Origin of the sequence: Flavobacterium ajazii (genome assembly GCF_010614725.1) — a bacterium.
Classification (GTDB): domain Bacteria; phylum Bacteroidota; class Bacteroidia; order Flavobacteriales; family Flavobacteriaceae; genus Flavobacterium; species Flavobacterium ajazii.
Genome location: NZ_JAAEHL010000001.1, coordinates 554,885 through 578,374 on the forward strand (window position 1 = coordinate 554,885; position 23,490 = coordinate 578,374).

15 protein-coding genes are annotated in these 23,490 nt (G+C 33.8%); all 15 read right to left on the reverse strand.

The window, feature by feature from the left end; translation table 11 throughout:
* Positions 1-48 precede the first annotated feature (48 nt).
* Positions 49-381 (reverse strand): NHLP leader peptide family RiPP precursor, encoded by a 333-nt coding sequence (locus tag GWR14_RS02105; protein WP_163407295.1) that lies wholly within the window; start codon positions 379-381, stop codon positions 49-51.
* 77 nt (positions 382-458) lie between these two features.
* On the reverse strand, positions 459-2,453 hold the full coding sequence (locus tag GWR14_RS02110) for an adenylate/guanylate cyclase domain-containing protein (protein ID WP_163407296.1): 1,995 nt from the start codon (positions 2,451-2,453) through the stop codon (positions 459-461).
* 99 nt (positions 2,454-2,552) lie between these two features.
* Positions 2,553-2,864: a TOMM propeptide domain-containing protein gene (locus GWR14_RS02115; protein WP_163407297.1), complete on the reverse strand. Its 312-nt coding sequence runs from the start codon at positions 2,862-2,864 to the stop codon at positions 2,553-2,555.
* Positions 2,865-3,090: 226 nt separating this feature from the next.
* On the reverse strand, positions 3,091-3,837 hold the full coding sequence (locus GWR14_RS02120) for a ThiF family adenylyltransferase (protein WP_163407298.1): 747 nt from the start codon (positions 3,835-3,837) through the stop codon (positions 3,091-3,093).
* Between the two features lie 284 nt (positions 3,838-4,121).
* Positions 4,122-6,038, reverse strand: a complete 1,917-nt coding sequence (locus GWR14_RS02125; protein WP_163407299.1) for a sialate O-acetylesterase — start codon at positions 6,036-6,038, stop codon at positions 4,122-4,124.
* 37 nt (positions 6,039-6,075) lie between these two features.
* Positions 6,076-7,731, reverse strand: a complete 1,656-nt coding sequence (locus tag GWR14_RS02130; RefSeq protein WP_246236259.1) for a GH35 family beta-galactosidase — start codon at positions 7,729-7,731, stop codon at positions 6,076-6,078.
* A gap of 102 nt (positions 7,732-7,833) precedes the next feature.
* Positions 7,834-10,041 carry an endo-1,4-beta-xylanase gene (locus tag GWR14_RS02135; protein ID WP_163407300.1) on the reverse strand — a complete coding sequence of 736 codons (2,208 nt, stop codon included), beginning with the start codon at positions 10,039-10,041 and terminating at the stop codon, positions 7,834-7,836.
* Positions 10,042-10,053: 12 nt separating this feature from the next.
* Entirely contained in the window at positions 10,054-11,436 is a 1,383-nt protein-coding gene (locus GWR14_RS02140; protein WP_163407301.1) for a glycan-binding surface protein, read from the reverse strand.
* 18 nt (positions 11,437-11,454) lie between these two features.
* Complete coding sequence (locus GWR14_RS02145; RefSeq protein ID WP_163407302.1) at positions 11,455-13,089, reverse strand: RagB/SusD family nutrient uptake outer membrane protein; 1,635 nt, start codon at positions 13,087-13,089, stop codon at positions 11,455-11,457.
* A 12-nt stretch (positions 13,090-13,101) separates the two neighbouring features.
* Positions 13,102-16,275: a SusC/RagA family TonB-linked outer membrane protein gene (locus GWR14_RS02150; RefSeq protein WP_163407303.1), complete on the reverse strand. Its 3,174-nt coding sequence runs from the start codon at positions 16,273-16,275 to the stop codon at positions 13,102-13,104.
* Between the two features lie 524 nt (positions 16,276-16,799).
* Positions 16,800-17,456 carry a fructose-6-phosphate aldolase gene (gene fsa, locus GWR14_RS02155; RefSeq protein ID WP_163407304.1) on the reverse strand — a complete coding sequence of 219 codons (657 nt, stop codon included), beginning with the start codon at positions 17,454-17,456 and terminating at the stop codon, positions 16,800-16,802.
* A 234-nt stretch (positions 17,457-17,690) separates the two neighbouring features.
* On the reverse strand, positions 17,691-19,016 hold the full coding sequence (gene xylA, locus GWR14_RS02160) for a xylose isomerase (RefSeq protein ID WP_163407305.1): 1,326 nt from the start codon (positions 19,014-19,016) through the stop codon (positions 17,691-17,693).
* A 9-nt stretch (positions 19,017-19,025) separates the two neighbouring features.
* A complete protein-coding gene (locus GWR14_RS02165; protein ID WP_163407306.1) occupies positions 19,026-20,507 on the reverse strand; it encodes a xylulokinase in 1,482 nt (493 codons plus the stop codon).
* A gap of 5 nt (positions 20,508-20,512) precedes the next feature.
* Positions 20,513-21,520: a GntR family transcriptional regulator gene (locus tag GWR14_RS02170; RefSeq protein WP_163407307.1), complete on the reverse strand. Its 1,008-nt coding sequence runs from the start codon at positions 21,518-21,520 to the stop codon at positions 20,513-20,515.
* A 226-nt stretch (positions 21,521-21,746) separates the two neighbouring features.
* Entirely contained in the window at positions 21,747-23,483 is a 1,737-nt protein-coding gene (locus tag GWR14_RS02175; RefSeq protein ID WP_163407308.1) for a glycoside hydrolase family 43 protein, read from the reverse strand.
* Positions 23,484-23,490: the final 7 nt, after the last annotated feature.

Sequence of the window (23,490 nt, forward strand, 5' to 3'; positions counted from 1 at the left end):
TTTTTAATTAATAGTTATAAATAAAAATGAATGATCGCATTATTTAATCTAGACTATGATATAATCTTTTAATGTTGGAAAAAGACTATTTACCAAATCTCTCCAAATGGCCTGTCCTCCTCCTGCAATTATTTCTAATTGATCTTCTGTAAGTTCTATATCATCGATATTTGGTTCACTCGGAATATTCACGTAAACCTTAGATTTATCTGTCTGGTCATTAATTACCAGTGTTTTTCCTTCTGGTAAAACAATCTTGGCTCCTGTCAGATTTTCTATTGCTTTTATAGGATCTGAAACCAGGCTTTTTCTAAAATTAATATCTTCCCAGGCTTTGGAGATTATTAATCGTAAAACTTCTTCTTCTTTTTTCTGTTCCATCGTTTATTCCTTTTGTACAATGTAAAATTAGAATTGTCTTACATTATAAAAATGCCAAATAAACTGACAAAAAATACTTAATTATGTATTTTGTCGACTAAAAATGTATTTTTATCGATATAAAAATTATTCCTTTCAACAAAATACATTTTAATTTCTCCCTTCCCTTTAGCATAAATATGACCACGGTATTGAAACAGGAAGCATTTTTCGTCTTTGATCAAATTATAAAGGGATTCACTTATATTCACCTTGCCTTCCATTCCGTTACTTTCTACCCTGCTGGCAGTGTTTACTGTATCTCCCCAAACATCGTATTGAAACTTTTTAACCCCTACAATTCCGGCAACAATAGGTCCGGCATGTATACCGAGACGCATTTCAAAAGCTGGTTTGTTTATAACTGAATTTTGAATTTTTCTTTGTATCATAAATTCCTGCATTTCCAATCCTGCAGATACAATATTTTTTAATGAATCTTTGTTTGGATTAGGTATACCACCTGCTGCCATATAAGAGTCCCCAATGGTTTTGATTTTTTCTATGTTGTATTTTTCAGAGATTAAATCAAATGCTTTAAAACAAACATTGATTTCTTCAACAAGATCCTGTGGAGACATTTTTTCGGCTGTCTGAGTGAAGGATTTAAAATCGGTAAAAAGAATAGAAACCAAATTAAAATCCCGGGCATCAACAAACCCTTTTTCTTTTAATTCTTCGGCTATATCTTCAGGAAGGATATTCAGTAACAATTTTTCTGAACGGTCTTTTTCGATTTTTAATGCTTCTCTGGATTTTCTCACATAGTTTAATCTGTTCCATAAAGCAATAGCAATTAAGAGTAAAAAGCCCAAAGAAATAATAATGATATTCCTTTGTTTTTCTTTTTTCTGGACTTCTTCTTTATGTTTAAGCTGAATTTTATGCTCTTTGGTAACATAAGCAATACTATCCATTAATAGTGCTTTTTGAAATTCCATATTAAGAATTTTATTGGAAGTTTCTTCAGACTGCAAGCTGTCGTTATATGCATTGGATTTTTCGTAATACTCTAAGGCTAATGTAGTTTTTCCAGAAGATTTATATGCTTCATAAAGACACTTACAAGCCTCTTTTTTAACAGATAATGCTCCCAAATTTTCTGCAATTTTGAGTCCTGTTTTGCATTTTTTTATTGCCAAATTACTTTTTCCATCCTTATTTAATATGGTACCAATGGCTACTTCGGAGATACTCGTATATTGTAAACTGTTGATTTTTTGCGATGATTTTAAACAGTGGTTATAATAAGAAAGAGATTTTGTAAAATCATCCTGAAAATTAAATAGTTCTCCTAAATTATACAGAACTTCTATTTTTTTTTGTTCATCCTTTATTTTTTCTGCAATCGCTAAAGCCTGACTGAAGTATTCATAAGCTCTGGCATAATGTTTTTGCATCATGTAAATTTTACCTGCACCGTTTAAATTATGAGAAATTCCTGCAGAATCTTTTAACTCCCTATAAAAGGCATTAGCTTTTTTAGAATAAATCATGGCATTGGAATAATCTTTTATATCGATATATATTCCACCAATATTTTGCGTTGTTGCAGCAATAATTTTCTTATCGCCTATTTTTTTCTGAATTTTAATTGCCTGATTGTAGAATTCTAGGGCTTTAGGATAATTACCTAAATAATAATAAACAGCCCCCATGTTGTTTAATGCAGAAGAAACTCCTTTTTTGTAATCAATCTTCTCATAAGTTTCTTTACATTTCGTATAAAAAGAAAGGGCTTTTAAATAATCGCCCTGATAATAATATGTTATTGCAATTTTATTGTAACTGTTTCCAATACCTTTTTGATTGCCTGACTTTAGGTAAATTTTAAAACTCTTTTGAAAAAGCATCATCGCATCTGAAAATTTCCCTGCGTTTTGTTGCTTTTCCCCTATACTCAACAAACTATCTGCAATTCTTATATTTTCAAGGTTGAGATTTGCACTTCTTTTGCCTTGATTTGTTTGTGCATGTAATTTTATACTTGTTCCGAATATCAGAAAAAGAAATAAAATTGAATATGTATGCAAAACTTTCACTATTCATTTATGTTTAATTTTAAAACGTATATGTTCAAAAGGAGCATATACGTTTCACAATGAGTTTTCTGTTTATCCGGCAAAAAGTGACTATTTAACAATAATTGGAGGTGTTTGTCCATCACCACCGCCTCCGGAAATGATGTCTAATTGTTCTTCCGATAATTCTGTATCATCTTCAACTTCAACTAAATTAGGATTAGGCGAAATATTAATAAATATTACAGATGTATTCGACTGGTCTACAACACTAATTGTTTTTCCTTCAGGCAAATGGATTGGCTGTCCTAAAAAGTTTTCTAATGTTGCAACCGGGCTGGTTATTAAATTGTTCTTAAACACAGGATCTGTCCATGCTTTTTTAACAATAGATTCTAAAATTCTTTCATCAGTTAATTCCATTTTTCTATATTTATGATTAAAGTTATTTTTTGTTATTGTAAAATTATCAGCATAAAATAATATAGAATTGCCAAATAGACTGACAAAAGATCAAACAGCTTATTTTTTACCTTTTTTTGTAGTATTACATAATTTCTTTTTTCATATACTATAGACCTTTCTTACCACAAAAAAACTGCATTAAAATTTTCATTCTAATACAGCTTTTAAATTAATTTTTGAAATTCTATTTGATTGTTGTAAGGTAAAATTCCGGGAATTTTTTTACAGGTTTGTTGGTACTGATATCAAACGCAATTTTAGTACAGACAGCAGCTACAAGCCAGGATGCTATTGACAGCTGAGGAGGAGGAAGTTTTTTATTTTCTTTTTTATATTTATCGATTATTTCCTCCAGCCATTCCTGAGGATTTCCGGAATATCTCATATAGTTTGAAACATAATCTACTACATTAACTTCGTTGAATTTTTCATCAGGTTTTTCTAAAGTATCTAACCCCTGATTTTCCGGGATTATTAATACCAGAGCTCCCCATCCCAAATTATAAGGATGTAGAACCGGAATTTTTTTCTTTTGACATATAGCATCAAATAACAATGGAACTTCAGAGGTAAAATCTAAAGCATTAATAGCAATTTTATGATCCTTAATATATTTATCAACATTCTCAGGTGTTAAAAAACAATTATGTACCGTAATCTTAGCTTCTTTGTTAATTGAAAGTAATCTTTCTTTAATAGCTTCTACTTTAGCTGTTGAGATATTATTTTCAACATAATTTTGTCTGTTTAAATTAGACAATTCTACAACATCGCCATCAATTATTGTAATTTTTTCAAAACCTAATCTTAGCAAACACTCTGCAATAACGCTACCAATACCCGCTCCACCCAAAAGGATAGAAGTTCTTTTTAGCTTTTTTTGTTCTTCCTGAGATATATAAAGTCTATTTCTGCTGTAGTTATTTTTCATATATTTTCTTACAAAAATAAATAAAAAAGCAGTTTTAGCTCAATAAACAATAGTTAAAAATTTACATATCAGCAAGTTAAAGTAACCCGTTGAATGAAACTAAAAATAAGTGTCAGGCTGAGGCGAAGCCTTTTCGTGTTCAAAAGCCTTCGACTCCGTCTCAGGATGACATCAATTCCTTGAGTTATAAATGATGTTTGACTACCGATTTTTATACTTTTTATAACCAAATCAATTTTTTAATCAATTTCACCCAACGGGTTAAAGTAAATTATTTTTAAATATTAAAAAAGAGTACTTTCAAAAGGAGAAGCAGGTAAATTTTCTTTATTATATAAATTGGCTTCCACAGGATTATCAGCCCAGGCATACCTAACTTTTATCGGATTTGCAACTGAATCGCTCCAGACAATCACTTTGTCATTTTCAATTCTGGCATTTGCCCATATAAATTTTCCATCAGCTCTGGCTATCGCAAATCCTTTTAAAACTACATTATTTTTTGCAATTAAACCTGTTCCAATATCCGAAAAGCTTAGTATTAATTTATTTTCTTTTTGCATCATTGATTTAAAAAGTGGTCCGGATGAAATCAGATTTTTTTCTCCGTAAACCATTTTTCTTGCCTGCAAAGCCAGTCTGTAACCAACATCGTATTTATTTAAAGGATGAATATCATTCCACTCCCCTAAATCAATTGTCACTGCCATAGCCGTATTGAGAACTGATAAAGTATTTTTTTGCTGCTGTCTCAATTCAGCCCAATTGCTTTCAACCGGTTCAGGTTTCGATTCCATATAATTGGCCAACTGAACGTATATAAAAGGAAAATTGCCTTGTTTCCATTCTGCTCTCCAATTGGCAATCAATGTTTCCATTAAAGCCGAATACTCTGCAGGATTTTTGGTACTTGATTCTCCCTGATACCAAAGAACTCCTTTTATCGCATAATTTTTTAACGGAGCAATCATAGCATTATACAGTCCAACGGGTTTCCATCTGATAAATGTTTGCGATGGCAAAGGCAGCATTTTTGTTCCTAATTTATACTTCCATAAACCACTTAAATTTATGGAATCATTACCATTTACCAATTGATATTGTTTATCCATAACAAAACCTCCCCTGCCTGAGTTGTTTATGACACGGATGGTAATTTCATTTTTTCCTTCTTTTAAAATGTTTGAATTAAAAGTGTATTTTCTTGGCGGATACAAATACGAAGTTGTTCCCACAAAATGACCGTTTACAAAAACCGAATCAGCATCCACAATTCGTCCTAAAATAAGTTTAGCTGAATTATCTTTAACTTTCTGTATTTCAAATTCTTTTCTAAACCAGACAGCCCCGTTTACATTTCCCAAACTATTATCTGCCCAATAACCCGGAACATGCATCGTATTCCAGTCTGCATCATTTAATTCCGGATTTGACCATTTATTCTTTAAACCTTCATCAGTTTTATTCACTAACTGATACCATTCGTTATTGATTTTTTTATCATTTGATTCAATTTGAGCTATCAGGTTTTTATCCTTAAACTTTTCATATTCCTTATAGTATTCCGGAAACTTTTTAATTCCTTCAGCATTAATCCAGGATTCGGCCGGAGAGCCTCCCAAAGCAGCATTAATCAATCCGATTGGAACTTTATACTTTTCATAGATTTCATTGGCAAAAAAATAACCAACCGCCGAAAATTGCAGAATGTTAGCAGGAGTTACTGAAACCCAACTCCCTGAAGAAAAATCTGTGTTTTCTTTTTCAAAATCGTATTGATCAGGTACTAAAAATTGTCTGATAGCCGAATTGTCTGCTTTTGCAATTACATGACTATATTTGTCCTTAACTCTTTCCATCGGAAGTTCCATATTAGATTGTCCCGAGCAAATCCAGACATCACCAAAAAGAATATTTTTTAATGTGATAGTATTATTCGCTGAAAAAGTCATTTCGTAAGGGCCGCCTGCTTTTTGCGGAGGTAAAGTAATAGCCCATGTCCCATTTTCCGCTGTAATAGTTTTGTATATTTTATGATTAAAATTTAATTCTATTTTTTCTTTGGCAGCAGCCCATCCCCAAATTTTCACTTTGGTATCACGCTGTAAGATCATGCCGTCGCTAATTAATCTGGGCAGTTTTATCTGAGCGTTTAAACCAAGGCTGATAGATAATATAATCAGTACTATTATTTTTTTCATCATAGGATCGTTGAATTTTATTGCTTAAACCGATAAATCATTCATAGGTATACAATTTGATTTTTTGAATTTCATAATCGCCAACAGAGATTCTGAGATGCCTCCCCTGATGGGTCTGATCACCGTTAAAATGCCTTACCGTCTTCCAGACATCATTTTCAAACTTCCCCTGATCTGTTTTTAAAATTCCGACTTTAAGAGCTGTACTTTTTAAGGATTTAAAAGTTACTACAACTCCGGATCCGGCGATATAAAATTCATCCGGAGCGATTTCGATTATAATAGCGCTTGACATTGGCCAAACATCTGCTTTTGCACCATCGGACCAGTTTAAAGTATAATCATGTTTAAATGTAAACTCAAAGTTACCTAACTTAATTACCTGTAATTGATTTTCTTTATCTAATAAAACACCATCGATTTTCCCTTGCCCTTTTTTCGCTTCAATAACAGGTGTCAATTGTTTTACAAGATTATAAATTTTTCCGAGCGGCTCTTTTTTAGCATCAGCAACAGATTCGATTGAAAAAGGAGAAAAACCAATGGCTTCATAATGACCAATAGCGTATAATCCTTTAAATGGAGCACTTTCATCAAAACGATGTTCGGGAATAAAAAGAGGATCTCCCTGACGGGTAAACAAATCATTCCAGTGTTTAAACAAAGGGTTATAAAAATCAGGAGAAAGTAAATCGACTGATGTACCTGCAGCTTTCCAGATATCCATTAAATGCGGTAATGGGCCGGCACTCGGATATTCTCCCGGCTTCTTTTCAGGAGCATTTAAGGCTGCATTTACAAATAGTGGTAATGCATAAACATCTTTTCCTGCTTTGGCTATTTTATTAGTGAATTTTGCAAAATACCAAGCCATGAAAATTTCGTCTGTATGAAGACCTTTACCAAATATTTGTTCCCAGTTTCCTGAAGTTTTAAAACCGTTCTTCTTCCAGATTTCTAAAAATTCAGGGACTAGTTTTTCTTTGTTTTTCTGCATGTATTTCAACAATTCATCAGGAACCTGTTTATTAAAAGCTTCGTTTGCTAATCCACAATAATCCCGGGCAGTTGGTAGCATCCCTATTTCATTTTCAACCTGAACCATAATTACCGTTTGTTCTTTTTGATCAACATCTTTAATATGACTCATTAATTTCTGAAAAGCTTTTAAATCGGCTTCTAAATTATTTTCGCTGAAAGGAGTTAGAATTTCGTGACTTTTATTTTTATCGTCCTTAACTCTTGGATATTTCTTCTGGTTTAATTTTACCCATTCCGGTGCGTGGCTGGACATACTGTTTTTCCATGATCCGAACCAAAGAAATACCAACTTTAAGTTTTCTTTTCTCGCCCTTGTAATTAAATCATCTACTAATGAAAAATCAAACTTACCTTCCTGAGGTTCTATGAGTTCCCAATAAACCGGAGTTAATACTGTATTCAGATTCATATCAGAAAGTTTAGCCCAGATAGGTTCCATACTTTCCATACTTGTAGCAGAAGAATTTCCTAATTCTCCTCCAAGAATAATAAATGGCTTTCCTTTGGCAATTAACTGAGTTTTATTTCCTTTTTTTTGAAGATGAGGAATTTTATCCTGCGCAAATCCAAATTGAATTACCAGGAAAACTAATAAAATAAATCTGCCTTTTTTAAAATTAAACATTCTGTCTTTTTTAATATTAAAAATCATTTTTCAATTTCACTTTAAAATCAAATATTTAAAAATAATGAATCCATATCAAAACCTCATATGGATTGAGGCTTTAATACGGATTCATTATAATAATAAAAATTAAGGTTGCAGTTCGCCTGAAAAGTCTTTACTTACATCTTTACCGGCAAGACCATCAGCTACCCCTTTATAGGCATGTTTACGTTTATAGCTGGCATCCCACACGTTTGGAGATTCGTCAGGCAACCAATATTCGTGTTCTTGTTCGTTATCTGATACTCCCCAAATCGTTATTCCGTATTGTTGAGCAACTGGTATGTATTTTTTATAGGAATCAATAACATACTGATACATTGCTGACTGATCTGCTAATTGTACAGCTGTTGGACTTTTTGTTCCTAAACGAATATCCAGCTCAGAGATTTTAATTAGTTTTCCTGATGCTGCTAATTTTTGGAACATCTGATCAATTTTAGCTTTGTCTGTTGTCAAAGATATGTGCATTTGCGTTCCGATTCCGTCAACAGTAGCTCCCTGACTTTCAATATATTTAACATAGTTAATTAATCCGTCACATTTATCCAGTCTGGATTCTAAATTATAATCATTTATAAATAATTTATCGGTAGAATTACCATATTGACGAGCCAGTTTAAATGCTTTAACAGCATAATCTTTTCCTAGATATTTCACCCAGTAAAATTCATCATTTGCCATATCAGTAACAACTCCGTCACGTAAACTTCCATCTTCTTTTACCGGTTCGTTTACTACATCCCAAGCATGAACATCATTTTTAAAATGTGTCATCATTTTTGAAATCCAGTCAGTCATAGCTCCATCAATCAGCTGTGTTTTTTCTGCATCTGTTTTTTCGATTGTTATTGGATCCGTTTGTCCACTTCCTGAAGATGATCCATCTGTAACCAAAACATTGTCAATATAATATGTTCCTGCTGTTCCTCCTAAATCAAATCCAAAACCAGTCTCACCTCCTTTTGCTGTGATTTTCCATTCTATCAGTTTCCATGTAGTTGTCGTTGACTGATCTGCCTGATAACTTGCATTTGTCGATGGTGTAGTTGAACATCTTACTGATCCATTAGCTTCAGAACGAATCATATAAGAAATCGTATAGCTTTTTCCTGCTACCAATGAAGAAATAAAAGTGGTCTGAATCTGAGTTTTCCATTGGCCTCCAGCATCAGATGTTGCATTTACTACTTTCATAGATCCACTACCTTCGTAAACATTTGCTGCTCCTGTTCCTGCACTTAAAGCGTCAGTTGCACCATTGATTCTGTTCCATCCGGTAATGCCTGAATTGAAAGTTCCATTAGCAATCAAATTAACTGGTCCTGTCGCAGCATCAAGATCTACAACTGCCAAAGTATTTACATCAATCAAGTAAGTAACGTTTGGCAAATATCCTAAATCTAAATTGAACTGAAAACTGGTAGCTCCTGTAGCAAAATCACCTGGAGCCAGTTTAATTTTTACTTGTTTCCATGCTGATGTTGTTGAAAATGCTTCTGTAAATGATCCACCTGTAGCAAACCAATCTTTCCAAGGATACATATTGGTTAAACTTGAGTTGAAAGAAATACGTCCCTTACCAGTTACATCTGATTTTACGTAAAAAGAGATTTCGTAATTATGATTGCTCACAATTGGAACTGCTGGTGAAGTTAATTGCAAATTATAAGCTTGTGATGAAGTCGCACTTGAAATTAATTTTATGGCCTTTGAGGTACTCGTTAATCCGGCGCCATCAACTATTGAAATTCCTGCACCGGGATTATTTCTTGACCAACCGCTAAAAGTACCATCTTTTAATCCGGCAATATTCAATGAATTTGCCCCACTTGATCCGGGAATAATAGTTGGCGCTAATAATCCGTTTAAGTAACTCGCATTATTATTGGAATGCCAAACCAGTGTATGCCCATAAAGTGATAAACCAGCCTTTTTAGTTTCTGTTACAAATTTATCCATCGTTGTAAAATCAATGCTTCCGTTTGATTTTACCATGGCCCCGTGTTTCATTTCGTAACCCGGAACTACTTCGTCAAAATTTGCATTAACAATACTTCTATAGGTTTCATCTTCTAAATACAAACTTACCCCTATTCCGTTTCCTAAATTAAAAGTAGAATAATTTTTAAGAGGTTCGTATCTCGTAATTTTTTCGGCTAATGCTAAAGGCAGTTCAGATGATGCAATTTCACCATGTCCTTCAACTTTTTTCCACTCCATCAGATTATCATCGCATGATGTCAGTAACATTAAGGATGAAGCGATTATTGGTATTATATATTTATATTTCATTGGATATTTTTTTTAGTTAGCAAAATCATCATAAACCGGTGTGTTTAATGATACAACTCTCCAGTTATCAGTATAAACTTTTACCGTAGTTGGTTTTGAAGCAAATTCAACTTCACTGTCATTCCCCAGTACATCTTTCATCTTTACATCGGCATTTTCAAACCATATTCCAAAATTTTGATACGTTGCCGCTTCACGATAAGCCAGTACTGCTTCGAAAGTGAAATCAGCTTTAGACCATTGATAAAATTTATTAAAAGGAATAGTAATTGTTACCCAGCCCGTAGTTTGAAAAGCAACTGATTTTCCGTCAATCAACCATGGAATATAGTTATAAACTCCACCAGTCCAGGTTCCTCCATTAAAATTATTGATGGTACATATTTTTAAGTAACCTGAATCTTTCCAGGCATCAGGAACATAAATATCAAACTGAAATGCTACTTTATCAAGAGGAGTATTTGCCGGAATATAAGGTGTTAATTGTGTTCTCCAATTGTCTACTCCTGTTCCAGCGGTCCAAACTTCTGTTGCTCTAACAGTTGCTGCCGGAATAGAAGCAATACGATCAGGACGATGTGGTACATATTTTCCATGAGACAAATTTGTCTGACCAATAGCAGCTGACCCAAGATCTGTCGGTGTGATCATACCTGGTATCGTTGATGTACTCCAATAGCCCTGAGTTCCGTTTCCGTCAAAATCTAAAATAATTCCTTTTTTAAAGTTAAAATAAGCCGGTGAATAAACTCCTCCATTAGAAGTTTGTACATATAATGAACCTCCAGTATCCGAAACGCCATTTGGCATAGTTACAGTAAAAAATTCACCATCTTCATCTGAAGTAATTCCAGTACCTACTTCAACATTTCCAGGAAAAATGACTTTACTTACTTCTGTCAAACCAGTTCCGGTTATGGTAATAGTTTCGCCTACATTAGGCATTGTGTTTGAAACATTTGTAATTACTGGTTTTCCGGCACGAATTTCAAAAGGCAATGTAAATTCGTGAGAATCATTTGCAAAACGAATAGTATTTCTAACTGAAGGATCAGCATCTAAAATAGGGGTATCAGCCGAAACATTCACCAACATTGATTTATCACTTACATAAACAACATTAAAATAAGTATTATAGCCATTAATGTAAACTCTTTTTAATCCTTTAAAGCCAGAACCTTCAATGCGTAATAACTGTCCTAATCTTGCAAAAGAAACTTCTCTGTCTGGTACAGATGAATTTACATCTTCCAAAAACACTTTTGTAATCGTTATTGGTCCGCCGCCTTCATTAGAATCGCTATTGTCGCAAGCCGTAAACAATATACTGAAAACCATTAAGCCAAGGAATAATATGGGTGTCCAGTAATTTTTATTTAAAATATAATTTTTCATATTTCTTGAATTTCTGTTTTAATTAAATAAATCAGTTATTTTACTTTCTTTAAACTCATAAGGAACAGGGCTCTCACTTAACAATGGATTCTGAATTACCTCTGATTCCGGATAAGGCATCAAAAAGATTGAAGAATCAATTACTCCGATTGCTCTTGGTGAATTTGTTCTTGTTGCATCAACAGATACTGTATTGGTTGCCGCATTATAAGTAATTGGAACAATGGTTTGTCTTGTCTGACCTGTGATGTAATTGATAACTTCCTGCTGTTTATAGTACGATCTTCTAACCAAATCATACCAGTATTGTCCTTCCATACACAACTCTACTCTGCGTTCGTGTCTAATGTCTTCATAAGTAAGACTTGTTTTTAAATCAACACCTCCTCTGGTTCTAAGTGCATTGACCATTGCCAAAGCGGTTGCATCTGTTGTAGAAGTACTGTTTCCTAAAATTGCTTCTGCATAATTAAGATATACCTCGCCTAAACGCAACATATAGGTATTAAGAGCTGAGTTTTGTTTCGAAATTTTACTGTTATCTTTTGTTGAACCAACGACACCTTTTTTAACGTTTACAAAAGTATTGGCATGATCTACAGTATAACCGCCATTTGCTACATTGATTTCCGGGTAAAAATCTTCATCAGCCATCCAGGTTGCATGACGTCTGATATCTTTTGTTTCATATTCATATAAAATATCATTTGAAGCTCTTGTCCAGTATCCCCAGGCAGCATCATCTCCGGTAATGTCAGATCCTAATGCAAAATAGGCCTGTTGTGTATTGTTTACGCCATAACTCCCGTTCGGAACCCATTGCAAAGCAAACATTGACTCAACATTATTATTATTGTCAATTTTGAATAAATCTGCGTAACTAGGCAATATCGTGTATGGCCCTTCAGAGATAGCTTTTGAAGCCGCTTTTTTTGCTAATTCTAAGTAATCCTGATTTCTGGTTCCTGAATTTGGATTGTCACTTAACCCCGCAACCGATAAATAAAAACGGGATAACATTCCAAAAGCACTGTATTTAGTCAGACGCCCAGCCTGACCTGCAGTTTCCGGAAGATATTTTGCAGCGAATTCTAAATCACGGATAGCAAATTCATAAACATCTTTTACCGGATTGGTATTAACTACAGGATTTTTAACCAAATCTGCCGGATTTGTAGAAATTATGACATTTCCCCATAAAGAAGCTAAATACCAATAAGCTGTTCCTCGCATAAATCTGGCTTCAGCAATGTATTTATTTTTAATGCTTTCATTAACAGTACTGCCTTCAATTCCTATAATAACATTGTTTGATTGCTGCACAACATTATACAAAGACCCCCAGGCAGAAACTAACGGACCTGTTAACCCAGTTTCAGTCAAATCGGCAAATGGATAAATATAATCTGAATATGGAGCATACAAATTATAAGATCTTCCATCACCTAAACCATAGTAGAATTTGTCATTAAAATCAAACCATACTTTATTATACAAAGGAGCTGTAGCTGCCTTAAAATCATCTTCGGTTTTATAAAAATTTTCTTTTGTAATCAGATCATTTGGTTCAACTTCAAGAAAGTCGCTACAACTAGTCCCCAAAAAAGATAAAGTGACAAAAAGGAAAATGCGTTTTATATATAAATTTTTCATCTTATTTTATGTTTAGAAATTAACATTTACTCCAAATGAAGTAATACGAGGAGAAGGATAACGTCCATTATCAATACCTGAATAAAGAGCATTATTATTTAGGGATCCAACTTCCGGTTCATAACCTGAATACTTACTGAAGGTAAGCACATTTTGCATATTAGAATATACTTTGATACCGGCAACACCTAATTTGTTAGCAAATGATGCTGGTAGATTATACGCTAATGAAATATTTCTGATTCGAATGAAAGATCCATCCTCTACAAATCTGTCACTGAAACGATAATTCGATGTAGAAGCAGCAGATGAAGCAGCTATACGCGGCATATAAGGATCTCCTCCAACTATTTCGACATTTCGGTAATCATTCGGTCCATTTGGATCGATTAAAGCTAATTGCGCATACCCTAAAGCTGTACTAAATAAATTAGTGTTTTCTCTTGGATTTTCTAACCATCGGCGTTGGTAATTCACAACATCATTTCCGTAAGAACCATCAAGGAAAATATTGATGTCAAATCCTTTGTAAGTAAAAGTATTATTGATTCCGTATGTAAATTTAGGTAATGGATTCCCAATATATTGCAAATCTTTATCATCAATTACACCGTCTTTATTGGCATCATCAAAAATATAATCTCCAATCCATACTCCGTTTTCTCCAATTTGCATGTCTTTTGGTAAAGCAGTTGGTAAAATATTTCCGGACGCATCTTTATAGTAGAAATCTGTCGCTTTTTCAAAACGTCCAATTACTTTGTAACCATAAAACTGACTAATTGGTTTGCCTACAGCAGTTCGGGTAACTACAGTAACATCAGAACCTTGCTGAACTGTTCCGTCGTAATGACCAGAATCACTGTTTAATTTCAAAACTTTATTTTTATTCATTGAAAAAGTAAAGTTTGATGTCCATTTAAACTCTTTATTTTCAATATTAATGGTATTTAAAGAGATTTCAAAACCTTTATTTTCAAGATCTCCAATATTATACCAAGGCGAAGAAGTTGCCCCCTGGCCAGATGTTCCTACATACGCAGGTAAAGCCAATTGGTTTATTAAATCAATTGTTTTTTTTATGTACACATCAGCAGTCAGTTCTATTCGGTTATTAAAAAGACTTAAATCGATACCCGCATTAGTTGCATATGTGGTTTCCCATTTTAAATCTTTATTTGCTGTATTTGAAGCCAGTAACCCAGTCCCCCAATTCGCTGTTGCACTAGATCCATACGTTGAAGTATAAGCATAATTTGGTACATTCTGATTACCAACAGCTCCCCATCCCAAACGGAGTTTTAAATTATTGATTACTTTATTATCTTTTAGAAAACTTTCATTTGAAACCCTCCAGGCAAATGCAGCTGATGGAAACCAGCCCCAACGGTTATCTTCATGAAATTTAGAAGATCCGTCACGACGAATAGTAGCCGTTAATAAATATTTATCATTAAAAGAATAAAATAATCTTCCGAAATAAGAACTCAAAGCGCTATTGCTACTGTGGTTATCAACTCTGGCTGTAGCCGGATCTCCCATTGACAAATCTGTAGAAGTATTGGTTAAATATCCTGAGATATATCCGTATAAATTTTCCCAATGATTTTCCTGTAATTCCTGTCCTAACATTGCATTCAATGAATGTTTTCCAAAATCACGGTTGTAACTTAATACATTATTCCATATCCAGTTTTTACTAAAACCTTTAGTTCTGGTCCCCTGACGAATCTCATTAGTGATAGCTCCAAATGTATAAGAAGGATCAAAAGTATAAGCATTTGAAAAACCGTAATCTAAGGAATATTGAGTTTTAAAAGTTAGACCTTTAGTAAAAGTAATATCAGCAAATGTATTGGCTCTAAGATTAATGTTTTCATTATTATTAGTTCTTAAAGAAGCCAATCCGATTGGGTTATTTTGTACAAACTGATCTGTGTCAGGACCGTCAAAATTTCCATCGGCATTACGAACTGCTACGTTTGGTGTCTGTTTTAAAGCTGTTAGGATTAAAGACCCATCATTGATTGTAGTATTTTGTTTTGTATTACTCAAAGCAAAATTTAAACCTAGTTTTAAATAATCTTTAACCTGTGAGTCTAAGTTACTGCTTAAGTTAAGCCTGTCGAAACTTGACCCCATGGCAATACCCTCCTGATCTAAATACCCAATTGACATATAATAAGTACTTTTTTCTGATCCTCCGGAAGCAGATAGATTATAATTTTGCATTAAAGCTTTATCAAAAAGTTTATTTTGCCAGTCTGTTCCTTTTCCAAGTAAATCAGGACGAATAAAATTGGCATCCCTTTCAACAATTCCTAAGTCAGAACGTGTATTTTTAAGAGTTGCATATTCCTGAAGATTTAACACATCTAAATGTTTTGGGATTTCCTGCCATCCTGCATAACCGTTAAAAGACAAACTTAACTCTCCTTTTTTACCCCTCTTAGTTGTAACCATAATTACCCCTGCTGCAGCTCGAGATCCATAGATTGCAGTTGCAGAAGCATCTTTTAAAACATCAATGGAAACAATATCTGCAGGATTTATTGTTGCAATTGGATTTACATTTACATTACTGTTACTATTTGAATCTATAATAACCCCATCAATTACATAAATCGGTTGGGTTGCACCATTTATACTGCTAATACCACGAATTTGAACCGAAGATGCGGCACCTGGAGCACCACTATTTTGCTGCACCTGTACCCCGGCAGCACGACCTTGCAAAAGTTGTTCAATAGAAGTAGTAACAGATTGGGTAACTGCTTTGCTTGTTACGGTAGATACTGAACCTGTTAAATCTTTACGCTTCATGGTACCATATCCAACTACTACAACTTCTTTCAGATCATTTAAGTTTTCTTCAAGAACTACATTAATTTTATTCTGATTACCAATTGAAACTTCTTTGGTTTTATAACCAATAAAACTAAAACTCAAAATAGCATTTGCAGGAACAGAATTAATACTAAACGTACCATCAAAATTAGTTACAGTAGTATTTTTTGTTCCTTTAACTATAATATTAACTCCAGGTATTGGACCATTTTTATCTGAAACTGTTCCAGATACATTTGTTTGAGCATTTACCGAAGCAGAAAATACAGCCATTAGGATCAGGAACCCTAAATTTTTGAAGTATTTCGATTTGCTTTTAGTAATTAAAAAGTTAGTCATAAATAATTGATTTAATTAGTTAATAAGTTATGGTCTGTTAGTTTTTAAAATTTTATGAAAATAATTGTGGTGGCCTTTATAAAAACAAATATATATAAAATACAACAATACACAATCGGTTGCGTTAATTTTTTTTATCAATTTCAAAAAAAATATTTACTAAAAAAACATATTACATATTAATAAATGAAAAATGATACATATTATTCATTTTAAGAAACCTGTAGAGCTTAAACATTACATTAATTTAACCCTTTATAATTATTTCTTAAAAAAAACATAAAAAAGAGAAATTTACTTAAGAGCGAAATACGAGTAAATTTTTGCCAGATTTTTAACGCTTAAATATTGCCAAATAAAGATATAAACCCTAAAATCTTACAAAAGACAAAACAGCGTTTTAAAAAATAAGCGAAAGAAAAATCAAAAAACGAAAAACTCCTTCCAAAATAGATTTGAAAGGAGTTTAATAACTTTTAAATTTAGATTTGTGGGGCAAATAAAACTTAATGAAAATGAACTATTTATAAGTTCATTTTTTTAGCATCTTCTACAAATTGCTTCAGTCCAATATCTGTCAAAGGATGCTTTAATAAGCCTTTGATAGCAGACAAAGGGCCCGTCATAACATCAGATCCTATTTTGGCACAATTTACAATATGCATTGTATGTCTTACTGAGGCCGAAAGAATCTGGGTTTCATAATTGTAATTATCATAAATTTCCCTGATCTCCGCAATTAAATTCAGCCCGTCTGTAGAAACATCGTCAAGTCTTCCTAAAAACGGAGAAACATACGTAGCTCCTGCTTTTGCTGCCAATAATGCCTGACCGGCAGAGAATACCAAAGTTACATTGGTTCTGATTCCTTTTGAGGAAAAATATTTACAGGCTTTTACTCCATCACCAATCATAGGAAGTTTCACTACAATCTGTTTGTGTAAAGCTGCCAGCTCCTCACCTTCTCTTATCATTCCTTCAAAATCTGTTGAAATCACTTCAGCAGAAACATCACCATCGACAATATTACATATATCAAGGTAATGCTTTAAAATATTATCTTTCCCTGTAATGCCTTCTTTGGCCATCAATGACGGATTTGTTGTTACTCCGTCCAAAACTCCCATAGTCTGGGCTTCTTTAATATCTTCTAAATTTGCTGTATCTATAAAAAACTTCATTTTTTCTAAATTTTAATGGTTTCGATAGTTCACTGAACAATAATTTGGTTAAAAAAAGGTACAAAAAAAATTAAGGTCATCGGAACTAACTAAAACCTCCGACCCTAATTTTCTATAAATAGCTATATCAAATTATCTCAAATAAAGGCTTTTTTGAGATTGAACCTCTTTAAGATTCATCATTATTGTAACTATTCTTTTAACTCAACTGTATGAACAGAATTTATTTTAAGATTATATGTATTGATTGATAATGTTTTCAAACAATTCCTGCTTACCGCTTTGAAGATTTAATTCTCCATTTTCGTGAGCGATAGTGTAAAGATCTTTTAAACCTAATTTTCCATCAGCAAAATCTTTACCTTTTCCAGAATCAAATGAGCTGTATCTTTCTTTTCTTAATTTCTCGTATGGAGAAGAAGAAATGATTTTATCAGCAGTCAGTAAAGCTCTTGCAAAAGTATCAGCTCCACCAATGTGTGCTAAGAAAACATCTTCTAAGTCTGTAGAATTTCTTCTGATTTTAGCATCAAAGTTAACTCCACCGCCTTGTAATCCGCCAGCTTTTAAGAAAACCAACATGGCTTCAGTAGTTTCCTGAATGTTATTTGGGAACTGGTCTGTATCCCAACCATTTTGGTAATCTCCTCTGTTCGCATCGATACTTCCTAACATTCCTGCTTTTGCAGCTACTTCTAATTCATGTTGGAAAGTATGCTGTGCCAAAGTAGCGTGGTTTACCTCGATATTGATTTTGAAATCTTTATCTAAACCGTACTCTTTTAAGAATCCAATTGCCGTAGCAGAGTCAAAATCGTATTGGTGTTTAGATGGCTCCATTGGTTTTGGTTCGATGAAGAAAGTTCCTTTGAAACCTTGTGCTCTTGCATAGTCTCTTGACATTGTTAAGAATTGTGCCATGTGGTCTAATTCTCTTCCCATGTCTGTGTTTAATAAAGACATGTAACCTTCTCTACCGCCCCAGAATACGTAGTTTTCTCCACCTAAAGCGATTGTAGCGTCTAAAGCTAATTTTACTTGTCCGCCAGCTCTTGCTACTACATTAAAATCTGGATTTGTAGCGGCTCCGTTCATGAATCTTGGATTTGAGAAACAGTTTGAAGTTCCCCAAAGCAATTTAATTCCTGATGCTGCTTTTTTCTCTTTTAGATATTCTGTAATGAATGCCAAACGTTTTTCTGATTCAGCGAAAGTCGCTCCTTCAGCAATCAAATCGTAATCGTGGAAACAGAAATAATCGAATCCCATTTTGCTGATAAATTCAAAAGCAGCATCTGCCTTATCCTTAGCTGCCTGATATGGATCTGATGATGCATCCCATGCAAAATTTTGAGTTCCTGGCCCAAATGGATCGCTACCTTGTCCGCAGAAAGTATGCCAGTAAGCAATAGCAAATTTAAAGTGATCACGCATTGTTTTTCCAGCTACAACCTGGTCTGGATTGTAATATTTAAACGCCAAAGGATTGTCTGACTCTTTTCCTTCAAACTTAATTTGGCCAATACCTTTGTAGTATTCTTTATCTCCTAAAATTATCATCTTACTTTTTTATTTATTTGTTAATATTAATTCTAATTCTTGTTTCCATTTTTGATAAGCCTTTTCATACTCTTCTTTATTTTTTAATGGTAAAAAGGTCATTACATGATCGTTGGTTGTAATTGCCGAACCAAACTTTTCAAAATCACCATCAGTTAAACCTACTGCTCTGGCTGCTCCTACCGCTCCGGTTGTATTGTAGATTTCTATTTCATATCCAATTAATGTAGCTACTGTATTTGAGAAAATTTCTGAACGGAATAAATTGTCATTTCCTGCTCTGATCACATTAATTGTAGCATTGTCATCTTTCAAACATTCCATTCCGTATACAAACGAAAATGCAATTGCTTCCAATGATGCTCTGTATAAATGAGCGTTGGTATGAATATTAAAATTCAGATTTAAAATATGAGATCCGATGCTTTTATTGTTAAACATTCTTTCTGCACCATTTCCAAACGGAATAACAACCAATCCTTCTGAACCCACATTTACCTGAGAGGCTTTTTCATTCATCTCTTCATAAGATTCATTTCCGGTATTGTTACGCATCCATCTGTATTGAATTCCTGCTCCATTGATATTCAGCAATTTTCCAACTCTTGGGTTTGACTCTGAATAATTTACATGAACAAAATTGTTTACTCGTGTACTTTTACCTGAATTTGTTTCTGTAACAGCATAAAAAACACCCGATGTACCTCCGGTTGCTGCCACCTCTCCCGGGCGCAGCACATTCAGAGACAATGCATTATTCGGCTGATCTCCGGCTCTGTACACAATCGGAATTCCAACAGGAAGTCCTGATTCCTTCGAAGCTTTTTCAGTAACAATTCCCTGATTGGTGAAATTTTCTACAATATTTGGCGTCAACGACTGATCAATTCCGTAGTAATCCAAAAGCCAGTTGGCTACTTTATTTTCTTTATAATCCCAAAGCATCCCTTCAGACAAACCATTTTTAGTTGTCGTTACTTCACCTGTCAATTTCAAAGCGATGTAATCTCCAGGAAGCATGTATTTATCTATTTTACTGTAAACCTGAGGCTCATTTTCTTTTACCCATTTCAGTTTTGAAGCAGTAAAATTTCCTGGTGAATTCAATAAATGTTCAGCACATTTATCTACTCCGATTTCAGCGTAAGCCTTATTACCGATTTCAACCGCACGGCTGTCACACCAGATAATTGAATTTCGTAAAGAAGCTCCTTCTTTGTCCACAATTACCAATCCGTGCATTTGATATGAAATACCAATACCCTGAATTTTAGAAGCATCAATATTCGCTTCTTTAATCGCTCTTTTTGTTGCTGTACAAATATACTGCCACCACATTTCAGGATCCTGTTCTGCCCAGTCAGGCTGTAATGACAAGATTTCCATTTCGTTCTGTGGCTCATTCAGTACAATAACTTTTTTGCCTGTAGCTGCTTCAACAAGGGCAACCTTTACTGAAGAGCTTCCAATATCATATCCTATATAATACATAAATTTTATAATGATTCTCTTAATATTAATTTCGTTGGTACATAACACTGCGTTTCTTCGTCATGCGTAATAAATGCAGCTATTTTGGTTCCTATTTCTTTAAAATCAGTTGAAACAACTGAAATTCCTTTATAGATAAACTTCTTCATCGGCGTTTCATTATAAGACAGAAAACCAACATCTTTTCCGGGTTCAAGATCTTTCTCTTTACACTGTTCTAAAAAATGTCCCAAAATCCTGTCACTTACACTGATATAAGCTATTTCTTTCTCGATATTGAACTTTTTCGGATCGGTGATAATACCGTATTGAAAACCAAAATTACCACAGAATTTCTTGAAAAACTCCACCGTTTCCCAAGGATGATTGGTAAAATCCGGATATACAAATTCTATTTTTTTATACTTTTTAAACAAATCAGCCGCCTGTGTCAAAGCATCATAAAAAGCTTTTCCAAAATCCTGAAAAATATAATTACTAACTTTTTTAGCCTGAATATTCCAGTCAATCAAAAGTAGTTTATCATTCGAAATCGATGATAATGCCGGGCCAATCGCAGCGTTATCAAAATTCATTACCACATATTTGTAATATTTCCCGATTCCGTTATTAATGATCGTTTTAAAAACATCAATATTATAATGATGAAACTGTACATCAATAATCACATTCTCAGGCAGATTATTCACAACCGAATGATACAAAACCTCTTTATAAGCCTTAAAAGTGTCTAAAACCAAAAGTACTTTTCTGGTTTCACCAGCTACATAATATCCTTTATTAGGTACTGAATCAATAACTTTTTGATCTTTCAAAATCGAATACGCCTTAAAAACCGTATCCCTCGAAAGCTGATATGTCTTGCAGATTACATTCACTGACGGAAGCAAATCTCCCTTTTGTAAAATATTCTCAGCAATAGCATTCGTAATTCCGTCAACCAACTGCTGGTACTTCGGAATATCACTTTCGTGATTGATTACAAATTCAAATTTCTCTTCTTCTTTTAGCATACCGTTCTGTTCCGTTCTGTTATGCTAAAGTAGATAAAATTCTTTTACAAAAAATTATTTTTTATATTAAAATTGTTAATTTTCTATCACCGCTAAAATATGGGCGTATCCCTACGGGTCGGGCTATCCGTTTCAAGTCCTCGCCCGCTCGTTCCTCGCAGCTGTGGGCTTTCCTTTTCTATCCCTTACGCGAACGGTTTCAAAAGAAGTTACGGTAACACTATTTTCAGAAATGATTCTTCGAAGTATACATCCCCAAATACGTCCCAACAAAACCACCAGCCTCTTTTGTACTCAAAATAGATCCGTCAGCATCTTTTGTCAATAAATTCCAATCCCCTTTTTCTGTTGTTTTATAATAGAAACTATACCATCTTCCGTTTCCTTCTATTTTAATAAACAATGATTTATCAGTATCTAAAAGTTCTTTTTTAGAAATAACTTCCGAATTACCGCTATTGATTTTAGCAGCTGTACGTTCTACAAAAACCTCAGGTTTATTGTCAGAATTCAATCGCTTTCCGATCAAAAAATAATGTTTTTCATTCTGAAAAGCAGTCAAACCTGCAACCTGTAGATTATCTTTTGGCGTAAATTCAAATTTTACTGAAGCTTCAAATTTTAAATGCTGCTGTCTTCTTCCTATAAAAGAAAAATTGGTTTCAGTATGAATCGATTCTGATCCTGGTCTGATTAACAATTTTCCATTAATCAGCTCGTACCATTTTTCTTTTGGTGTTCTGATAAAATTCCACTTTAAATCTAATTCACTGGAATTAAAATCATCTTTCGAAACGAAATTTCCGTTTAAAGATTCTGCCTTAGTTTTTGAAACCGGCAGGTTCGGACGTTGATGAATCATTGGAATCGGTTGGTTTCCTCCCACAATTTCCGGCCAGTCATTTTTCCATTCTACAGGCATCATAAAAGTTTCTCTTCCTGTATTGTATAAATCCTCTCCGTAAGGTCTGCATCCTAAAAACACAGCCCACCAGTCTCCGTTTGGCAATTCTACAAAATCAGCGTGACCTGTTGTGGAAACTTCATTTTTACGATTTGCATCTAAATGTGACTGTGTTAAAATCGGATTACCGGCATAGCTTTCATAAGGCCCGTAAATGCTTTTGCTTCTAAAAACGACTTCCGAATGATTAAAACCGGTTCCTCCCTGTGCACAAATCATATAATAAAATCCGCCCTTTTTGATTACATGCGGACCTTCAATCCAGACCGGTTTTTTCAACAAATCTGTTCCTCCGTTAATCACTAATTTAGGCTCAGTAACCGTTTTTTGTTTTTCTAAATCATATTCCAGCATATAAATAGCCCTATGGCCATCGTGAAGCGAAACATTATTGGGCGGAGGACCATTATGTGTAATGTAAACTTTTCCGTCTTCATCAAAGAAAATATCCGGATCAATTCCGTTAACCTGTGGAAGTACAATCGGATTTGACCATGGTCCGGCTGGGTTTTTAGCAGTAACAATAAAGTTACCAACACCGCTCACATTAGTACAAATTACATAAAATATTCCTTTATGATATCGGATAGTTGGTGCATACATCCCGCCTGACAAACGTGAATTCCCAAAATCAGCCTGTTCAGGACGATTGATAATATTGCCTATCTGTTTCCAGTTTACCAAATCAGTACTTTCAAAAATTGGTAACCCAGGAAAATAACAAAACGAAGAATTGACCAGATAAAATTTATTTCCAACCCTGCAAATAGTTGGATCTGGATAAAACCCTGTCAATATCGGATTTAGATATTCATTGTCTGATTTTACAATATTGGTATAAGCATCATCTTTTCCTTTATACTCAAACCAGTCAAATGAAGCATAATCGGCATAAACAACCGATTGTGATTTTTGTGAAATTTTTTTGCATGAATAAATAGAAACCAATAAAACAGCTCCAATTATAAGTTTAAGATATATAGTTTCTTTTTTAAACATACTCACT